This is a genomic window from Rossellomorea sp. NRS-1567 (assembly GCF_050467885.1).
Taxonomy (GTDB): Bacteria; Bacillota; Bacilli; order Bacillales; family Bacillaceae_B; genus Rossellomorea; species Rossellomorea aquimaris_C.
Genome location: NZ_JBITPL010000015.1, coordinates 402,431 through 411,031, shown reverse-complemented (window position 1 = coordinate 411,031; position 8,601 = coordinate 402,431). Strand labels below are relative to the sequence as shown.

The following is an 8,601-nucleotide window of genomic DNA, read 5'->3' as shown; positions in this document are numbered from 1 at the left end:
TGTTGCCCCTGCCGGTCCTGTTGCCCCTGCCGGTCCTGTTGCCCCTGTTGCCCCTGCCGGTCCTGTTGCCCCTGCTGGCCCAGTTGGTCCCATAGGTCCTTGAGGCCCTGCTGGCCCAGTTGGTCCCATAGGTCCTTGAGGGCCAGTTGGTCCCTGAGGATAATACGGGTAACAACCGCGTTGAGGAAAACTTGGAAGCCCGCAATTTTTTTTGATCTTCATAACTAACCTCCTTTGAATCTTAAATTTGAAAAAAGTATAGGTTTCCCTATTACTATCTTATGGATTTAATAGATAGCTTGTTCCGGGCGATAACCACATTATGAGATCTTTTGTTATCTTTTTATTTAGGAGGTTCGTTTGTTGGTCTTTAACCAATCATTGGACAAATATTATCCTGTACCCATACCAGCGACTTTGCTCTTGGCCTTTGTTATATGCCCCGGTTTCGAAGATATTCAGCCTGAATTTCTTAAGCAAAAGCCGTTTTTACATCTAATAAGCTGTTGGTCAGAAAAAACGGTGCATTCTCTTTCAGGAAGTACACTATATAATCAAAAATAACAAAGATTACAAATGGAAATTTCTACAAAAAGAAAAAACACTACGCGAAAACTTAGTGTTTGGATGGAATTTATTTCTGGTATTCGTATCTCTCTATTGAAGGGAGCATGATTTAATCAGCCCTCAACCTCCGAGTGTCAAAAGGGTGGGAGTTCACTTAGATTATTTTCTTTTATACCGTCCGGTTCACTGCGGAGAACATCTCTTCCATACCGATGAATCACATCGACATGAGCCAGTTTTCCTGACTTCGCTTCTTCGAGTGCAGTGATATAATCCAGCTCTCTCCCACTTTCGGTTTTAAAAGCGATGAGATCGTCATCCTCATTTCGACGAACGGCTACAATCTGTTCCGCGCCAGTTGCAAGCTCCTGAGCCATTTCTACTTTAGCCTGAAATTCACCTTGCTTCTTGTATTCTTCATAAATCTGTTCAAAGCTCTTCTTTTCCATCTGGTTCACCTCCCGAACATACGTTTAGTATTGACTCTGGAGCTATGTATTATGATAAAAAAAGACAAAAAGACATGTCCAACTTCCAACCAAAAAAGAGTGCCATCCATCGCGGCACTCTACTATCATCATTTCAATTTTCCAAGAGTATCATTTAACACAATTTTTTGTTCATCCATTACTTTTATCGCATTTTTGATGTTTCTATTGAAAACAGAAAGGATACTTTGTCCATAGGTAGTCCCTGGCACTGCCCACTTTCCGTTCAAGTCTGTCCAGTTTTTGGCGCTCCCACGAGTGACTAGTGAAAAACGGGGATCTACGAGTGATTGTCCTTGTGGAATTGGATTGGTTGATGCATATGCATACAGATGCTGAATGTGAGCAAGAACCCCTTCTTCTGGAGTCTTAAATGATGCTCCGTCATTACCAGGACCGGTAGTTCCAATCCCTGCATAGTTGTTTTGATCTGGTTTAACTTGTCCTGTGAACCTGAAATAGTTGGTTTCATGTAGAGCTTGAGAGTAAGCTACGTCTCCTCTAATTCCATAAAGATTCCCGTAAAAGAGATAGAATTCGCCTAAAAGTGAAGCATCCCGGTTAATCGTTCTAGCGAAGTCATCGAGTTGTTCAGCATGTAATACAGATGTACCCAGGATCGAATACTGTATTCCCGGTGGATTGGGAGGCTGTGTCGGTTTTGGCGGATCGGTCGGAGACGGTACAGGGGGCTTAGGGTTATCGTCAACTCTTACAAAAATAAATGCTTCAATACCCATTTTTTTCAAGCTTGCCACTTGATTTTCTGCGTTCACTCTTTCTGCAAAAGCACCAGTTTGGACCCTGTAATACGTTCTATCCAAGACCACCACAGTATCAATGAATGAATTCATACCTTTTCTTTTCAACTCATTTACCCGATCTTCAGCATTTTCACGCTTTGTAAATGAACCAGCAATCACTTTGAAAAGTTCTTTCTCATTCACTATCTTCGCAGGTAAACCTAAAGCCTTTGCAACACTCCTTGCGATCGCCACTCCTACAGTGTTTCGAAATGTAGCGTTGTTCATTAACGCAATATCTTTTGGATTATCAATAAATAATATCTCTAATAATAGTGAAGACATGTTCGTTTCACGCAATACATGAAAGTTCGCTCTCTTTTTCCCTCTATCAATCACTTTATAAGGTGTATTAATAGCTGAAATCACTTCATCGTGAATGATTCTCTGATAGGTAATAGTCTGGGAAGGAACACTGCCATTATATACATAGCTCTCAAACCCGGTTCCACCTCCAGCATTATGATGGATGGACAAGTAGAAATCAGGATTATTACGGTTGGCGAAATTTGATCTTTCCGTTAAAGATAGCGTTTCATTTCCAGTTCTCGTCATCAAAATATTCACATTGTAATTTTTCAACAAAAAGTCCCTTACAATAAGGGCCGTTAAGAGATTGAAGGTTTTTTCTTCATTCCCATTGTAAACAGCACCTGGATCAGTACCTCCATGACCAGGATCAATCATAATAGTTTTCAATATTATTTCCTCCTAAGAGTATGACATATAGTACTATATTCACATATGGACAAGCCTGCTTGGACTTTTCCTACTTGCGCCTATTGTTAATGACGAAAAAATGTTCCCGGTAGTGAAGGGAACATTTTTTATGCACGATCTATTTTTATGGAGGAAACTTTCTTATAGGTGTTATTCTATTTCTGTGAACTCGTTCTTATTCATCATTTTTTTAAATTGAACGGCGGAGTTTCATACTGGTGCTCGCTTCATTTTTTTCAGTATGAACTGTTGATCTTATAACCATTGTTCTCTTACTGAGCAAGGGGTCGAAGAGTAACCCCAAACTGCGCAACGTACATATTTGAGAGAGAAGGAGATCCCAAGTCAAACTTGGAATGAGTTACTGGTGGACTGATAAAAAGATACACTTCTAATTTTCTTGCCAATGCATCACCTCCATAGAATACTTTATGTTGAAAGTGATCGGAAGGTGAGGACAAGCAACGAGTTTTTATGAAAATTGGACAGCCTTTTTTCATAAAATAGAACTCTTCACAAGTTTATGTCATCCCTCAATAAAGAGAGGTTCGCCGTCATATTACTTCCCTCACGCTCCTTATTCAGCCTATAGGTTGGTGTCATCTCTGAACCGCCAAGGTAATAGGTGACACCTACTCTTTCGTCGATTTCTATTTCAAATGTATCAGCACATTTTACCAATTAGGTTTCTATGAGTGAATGGGGAAAAGAAGCGAATAATAAGAGGCGATAGCCAAATGAATGGAGGAGTTTTAGTGAAAAAGATTGGAATTCTTGTGATGGGTGTGATGATAACACTTTCTTTCTTACCTGTACTCAGTACTTCAGCTGAAGCTAAGCAGGCTGAATGTGTAAGTGTAGCCAGCGTGAAAGCAAAAGAAGACATGAGAATTTTATGGAACGATCATGTTATCTATACCAGAAATTATATTATTAGTGCCGTGGATGGATTAGAGGATCAGGATGTGGTTCTTGCACGATTGCTTCAAAATCAGAAAGACATCGGAAACGCAATCAAACCTTATTACGGCGAAGAGGCTGGCAATAAGCTGGCTGATTTGTTGACCGAGCATATTGTATTGGCAGGAAAAATCGTAGCTGCTGCTAAAAATGGGAAGCAAGTAGAGGTTGAGAAATTAAACAAAGAATGGTATCGAAATGCAGATGATATTGCAGGGTTCCTAGCAAAAGCAAATCCTTATTGGTCTGAAAATGCGCTAAAAGACCTGTTATATATGCACTTGCAATTCGTCACCGATGAAGCAGTCGCACGAATCAAGAAAGACTGGAAAGGAAACATTACAAGCTTTGATAATGGGAAGACCCATATTCTTCACCTGTCTGATGCCTTATCAGGTGGAATCGTGAAGCAGTTTCCGGAGAAGTTCTAATTAAAGCAGCTGGGATAGATTGATTCCAGCTGCTTTAATCTGATGTGTATATACGCTCTATCTCTTATCTTCCAAGTCAATCTCCTTAATGATACGGGCAGGGTTTCCACCCACCACTACATTAGAAGGGACATCCTTTGTCACGACTGCACCTGAAGCAATAACCACATTATCACCTATCGTCACTCCGGGATTAATGATTGCGCCTCCACCGATCCAGCAGTTGTCTCCGATTTTGACAGGCTTCCCAAATTCCGGTCCTTTGTTTCGCTCAACAGGATTGACCGAATGAGTCGCTGTGTAAATATGTACTCCAGGTGCGAGCATACAATTTTCACCGAAGCGGACTTCACATACATCTAAAATCACACAGTTAAAATTAGCAAAGAAATGATTGCCGACGTGAATGTTATATCCATAATCACACCTGAAGTCAGGCTCTAAATAAATGCTTTCCCCAGTAGATCCGAACAACCTTTTTATGGCAGCCACTCTCTCCTCGGCGTCTTCTTCCGTCGTTTGATTAAGCTTCCGTGTTAAATAGCGTGCTTCTTTTCGTTCTTTCGTTAACTGAGGATCCCATGGTTCGTAAAGTTCACCATCAAGCATTTTCTGTTTTTCAGTTTTCATGCATGTGCCTCCCTCATTTGTACTAAGATTACTAGACTCCTATTTTATCCCTTTTTCTAAAAATATATCAACAAAACGTTCTCATTTAGCGTATGGACCCGATAATCATATAATTAATCGATTTCAGAGTAAAAGGACTGAACCCGTTAAGATTCAATCCTTTCTTCTTGAATAATTACTCCTCGATCAAACCATTCTCAACAAGCCAGTCATGAGCCACAACGGATACACTATTCCCTTCGATATCCACTTTGTAATTCAGTTCACGCATAATATCACTGTTAAGTTTATCGGCTAATTTTGCCGTAATATCTTTGATTTCCGGATATTTTTCATAAACGTTTTTATTTATGCTAACCGCTGCCCGGTATGGCGGAAAGAATTTCTTATCATCCTTCAACGTTACCAAGTCATAATCTACAATCGTTGCATCTGTCTCAAAGGCAACCGAAACATCTACTTGGCGGTTATTCAATGCCCTTTGCGTCAGTCCGAGATCCATCTGTTTGATTTGTCCGGAACCGAATTTGAAACCGTACAATTCCTCTACTCCTGGAAGACCGTCGGGACGATTCGCAAATTCTGCGTCAGACGCCATTGTTAATTCTCCAGGATTGTTATTTACATATTCAGCCAGATCACTTATGGATTCAATACCCAATTTCTTTGCCTGATCCTGATTCATAGCCAGTGCGTAAGTATTATTCACATTGGACATATTCATCCAATGAATGTCCCTTTTTGCATCAAGCTTCTTCACTTTTTGAAAAGTCTTCTCAGGGTCTGACATCGGTTCTTGTCCCATATAGGTAATGAGGGCCGTCCCGGTGTACTCCCACATCATATCCACCTGCTCGTTTTCCAATGCTTTACGAACAACCGTACTTCCCAGGTTGTTCATTTGTTTTACTTTAAAACCCTCTTCTTTTAATAAAAAGGCGGTCATCTCAGAAAGAAGGTATTGCTCCGTAAAGTTCTTTCCCCCAACGGATATTTGTTTACCTCCTATTCCTACGTTTGAACAGGCGCTAAGCATAAGAGTGAGGATGAGGATCCCTATCCACTTTGAATTCCGTTTCACGGTCGTCACCTCCTGATTAAGAATTACATTTCTAATGTTTGTTTGGTACCTTTTGGAACGACGATTCTCTCCACCATTCGCAGTAGTAAATCTACCAGAATCGCCAGAATCGTAACAGGTATGGCCCCTGAGATTAAGTATCCATTATCGAACAATTGAATACCTGTGAAAATCCAAACTCCTAATCCCCCACCACCGACGACATAGGCAAGGGCAGCTGTTCCGATATTCAGCACGACCGCTGTTCGTATTCCAGCCAAGATTGAGTATGCGGCATTCGGCAGTTCAATCCGGAAAAGGATTTGATAAGGTTTCATTCCCATCCCTCTGGCTGCATCTATGAGGTTCTCATCTATCGAATCAATACCTGCAACTGTATTTCGGTAAATCGGTAAAAGAGAATAAATAAACAGTGCAAAAATGGCTGTTTTAAAACCGATTCCTAATATACTGATCATAAGAGCAAGAACCGCTAAACTCGGAATCGTTTGGCCAAAATTGACTGTATTAGAGACGATCCACTCTGCTCGTCTGAACTGCTTTCGTGTAATCAAGATTCCAGCCGGTACCGCGACAATAAGTGCTAATATGGAAGAAACAAAAACAAGCTGCAAATGCTGCTTCAATAAAAGTAGAAATGTCTTCGATTGACTGAACATATAGTCGAAGTATTGATTTTTAATAGCCCAGGCAAAGAAAAGGATGACAAGTGCATACACGAAATACCGAACGACATTACTGACAACCTTTTTCGTATTCACAGAATCATCCTTTCTGAACCACGTTCGTTTTTCCTTTAATCTCGTAATGAAGGTATTTCTGTACAAGGTCGATCGTAATGGCCCCTTGTTTATTCCCTGCGTCATCCGTCACGATGACCTGGTCAGCTTCCTGATTTAAAAGCATCGACAACGTATTTCTAAGATCATGATGAATATTGATCGTTTTCGTATCAGGAATGGATTCATCAAATTCCGCTAAGCCTATGATGTTCTTCAAGTTTTCAATTGTATGTAAACTTAAACTTTTAATGGCACGATCTTTACCAAAGAACTCATAAACAAAATCACTTTTAGGACGGACGAGCATTTCTGATGGAGTGTCATACTGCATGATTTCTCCTCCACGCAACAGAACAATCTTGTCCGCCATTTTAATCGCTTCATCAATATCATGACTCACAAAGAGAATCGTTTTCTTCACTTCACGTTGAATCTGCAGGAATTCATCCTGTATTTTTTCACGAATGATCGGATCCAGTGCCCCAAACGGTTCGTCCATCAACATAACGGGAGGATCTGCTGCCAACGCACGAATAACACCGATTCTCTGCTGTTGTCCTCCTGATAATTCATGTGGATATCTCTTACCGAATTTATCTCCGCTAAGACCGATCATTTCCATCAGCTTATTGAACCGCTCTTTCTTTTCCTTCTTACCCCAGCCCAGCATGTCAGGAACAATCATAACGTTTTCTTCAATCGTCATATTTGGGAACAGTCCGTTACTTTGAATGACGTACCCGATTTTTCTACGCAATTCAATTTGATTCAAGTCCATTGAGTCCTGGCCGTCGATGATGATTTTCCCATCTGTAATCGATTCCAGCCGGTTCACCATTCGTAATAAGGTGGTTTTCCCGCACCCGGATGGCCCTAATAAAACTACTATGTCACCCTTCTCGACGGTAAAGTCGACACCTTTAACCGCTGTCACATCACCTTCATAAGTCTTCGTTGTATGATCAAATGTAATCATCTCTTCACCACTTCCTCTTTATGCAATACTTTTTGGTGTGTAGCGTTTTTGAATCCATAAAAGGATGGCATCTGCAATCATCGCCAATATCGCGACCGCTACAGATCCACTAATAATTAAATAATTGTCTCCTCTGGAAATCCCTTGAGTAATAAGGACTCCGAGGCCACCAGCTCCGATATAAGCTGCAATTACACCGATTCCTATGTTTAAGACCACGGCAGTTCTGATCCCCGCCATGATTACAGGGAATGCATTTGGAATCTCAACCCGCAGCAGACGTTGATGCGTCTTCATCCCGACTCCCTTCGCCGCATCACGCATCTCAGGACTCACGTTTCGAATCGCAGTATATGTATTCCGTATAATAGGAAGCTGCGAATAGAGAACCAATGCCACAAAGGCCGGAACAAATCCTATCCCCTGATTAATGATTGAAAAGATTGGAATCATCACCCCAAACAAGGCAATGCTGGGAATGGTCAGCATAACCGACGCAATCTGCAACACCGTTTCTGCCAGATAATCATTGGTCGTTAAATATATCCCTAAAGGTATCCCGATTAAAAGGGCAACGATAATCGCAAGTCCGACGAGCACTGCATGCTCAATCGTCAAATCAAGAATCCGAGGTGCATTAACCTCGAGAAACTTCATCCATTTCTCCATAGTTACACCCTCCTTTATATATGTATTTAGGGCAAAACAAAAGCCGTCAAGGATCTCATCTAGTCCTGACGACCCACGGATTTAGTATAACCGTATAATTGCACCAACATTCTTTTACCCCTATTGTAGAATTTTGAAACATTATGTCGGAAAATAGTGGTGGAAGAGGTTAAGTTTGGGCTGTGAATATTGTTAGATCAGCAGGTGTAATGGGATGTGTGGAAGGTACGTGATATCTTCCTAATTGTGTAGTCTATTTGGGGATCATATAATAATTTTCGAAATTTATTGATATTTTGGATGGCTTCCGTGAATTTTTCCAGTGAAAAGGGTTACGAAACGACTATTATTCTAGTATGAGGCTGTTTTGAGTCCATTAGAGTAAAGTTTTCATAATGATGCATAGGCTAAGATGGGAGATAACGGCTATATATTCGTTTTAACGGCGAAAAATTGATTTTATCGGCGAAATCATTACATTTAACGGCGAAATT

At 40.8% G+C, this 8,601-nt stretch carries 10 protein-coding genes; 1 reads left to right on the top strand and 9 read right to left on the bottom strand.

Features of this window, described 5'->3' with window-relative positions; genetic code table 11:
- From ACIFOD_RS11350 to ACIFOD_RS11335, 4 genes are all read right to left on the bottom strand, one after another.
- Positions 1–222: hypothetical protein (locus ACIFOD_RS11350; protein WP_430314690.1), on the bottom strand; the 222-nt coding region annotated here is incomplete at its 3' end.
- Between the two features lie 479 nt (positions 223–701).
- The gene (locus tag ACIFOD_RS11345) at positions 702–1,016 is read right to left on the bottom strand and encodes a DUF3892 domain-containing protein (protein ID WP_430314689.1); all 315 of its coding nucleotides are present in this window, start codon (positions 1,014–1,016) and stop codon (positions 702–704) included.
- Positions 1,017–1,144: 128 nt separating this feature from the next.
- Entirely contained in the window at positions 1,145–2,557 is a 1,413-nt protein-coding gene (locus ACIFOD_RS11340) for an N-acetylmuramoyl-L-alanine amidase (protein ID WP_430314687.1), read from the bottom strand.
- 293 nt (positions 2,558–2,850) lie between these two features.
- Positions 2,851–2,985 carry a hypothetical protein gene (locus ACIFOD_RS11335; RefSeq protein ID WP_397551494.1) on the bottom strand — a complete coding sequence of 45 codons (135 nt, stop codon included), beginning with the start codon at positions 2,983–2,985 and terminating at the stop codon, positions 2,851–2,853.
- Between the two features lie 348 nt (positions 2,986–3,333).
- Between ACIFOD_RS11335 and ACIFOD_RS11330 the strand changes: the two genes are divergently transcribed.
- Positions 3,334–3,969 (top strand): glycosyltransferase, encoded by a 636-nt coding sequence (locus ACIFOD_RS11330; protein WP_430314685.1) that lies wholly within the window; start codon positions 3,334–3,336, stop codon positions 3,967–3,969.
- A gap of 57 nt (positions 3,970–4,026) precedes the next feature.
- On the opposite strand, the gene ACIFOD_RS11325 is transcribed toward ACIFOD_RS11330, so the two are convergent.
- The 5 genes from ACIFOD_RS11325 to ACIFOD_RS11305 all read right to left on the bottom strand — a co-directional run bounded on the left by ACIFOD_RS11325 (position 4,027) and on the right by ACIFOD_RS11305 (position 8,107).
- Positions 4,027–4,599 (bottom strand): sugar O-acetyltransferase, encoded by a 573-nt coding sequence (locus tag ACIFOD_RS11325; protein ID WP_430314684.1) that lies wholly within the window; start codon positions 4,597–4,599, stop codon positions 4,027–4,029.
- A 175-nt stretch (positions 4,600–4,774) separates the two neighbouring features.
- Complete coding sequence (locus ACIFOD_RS11320; RefSeq protein WP_430314683.1) at positions 4,775–5,680, bottom strand: glycine betaine ABC transporter substrate-binding protein; 906 nt, start codon at positions 5,678–5,680, stop codon at positions 4,775–4,777.
- 23 nt (positions 5,681–5,703) lie between these two features.
- A complete protein-coding gene (locus tag ACIFOD_RS11315) occupies positions 5,704–6,441 on the bottom strand; it encodes an ABC transporter permease (protein WP_430314681.1) in 738 nt (245 codons plus the stop codon).
- 4 nt (positions 6,442–6,445) lie between these two features.
- Positions 6,446–7,438, bottom strand: coding sequence for an ABC transporter ATP-binding protein (locus tag ACIFOD_RS11310; RefSeq protein WP_430314680.1), 993 nt, complete (start codon positions 7,436–7,438; stop codon positions 6,446–6,448).
- A gap of 18 nt (positions 7,439–7,456) precedes the next feature.
- Positions 7,457–8,107 (bottom strand): ABC transporter permease, encoded by a 651-nt coding sequence (locus tag ACIFOD_RS11305; protein ID WP_324748334.1) that lies wholly within the window; start codon positions 8,105–8,107, stop codon positions 7,457–7,459.
- Positions 8,108–8,601 lie beyond the last annotated feature (494 nt).

What these genes read in the sequence shown, in the direction of transcription:
- ACIFOD_RS11345 (WP_430314689.1), bottom strand. Translation starts at nt 1,016, where the DNA reads ATGGAAAAGAAGAGCTTTGAACAGATTTATGAAGAATACAAGAAGCAA.
- ACIFOD_RS11325 (WP_430314684.1), bottom strand. Translation starts at nt 4,599, where the DNA reads ATGAAAACTGAAAAACAGAAAATGCTTGATGGTGAACTTTACGAACCA.
- ACIFOD_RS11310 (WP_430314680.1), bottom strand. Translation starts at nt 7,438, where the DNA reads ATGATTACATTTGATCATACAACGAAGACTTATGAAGGTGATGTGACA.
- ACIFOD_RS11305 (WP_324748334.1), bottom strand. Translation starts at nt 8,107, where the DNA reads ATGGAGAAATGGATGAAGTTTCTCGAGGTTAATGCACCTCGGATTCTT.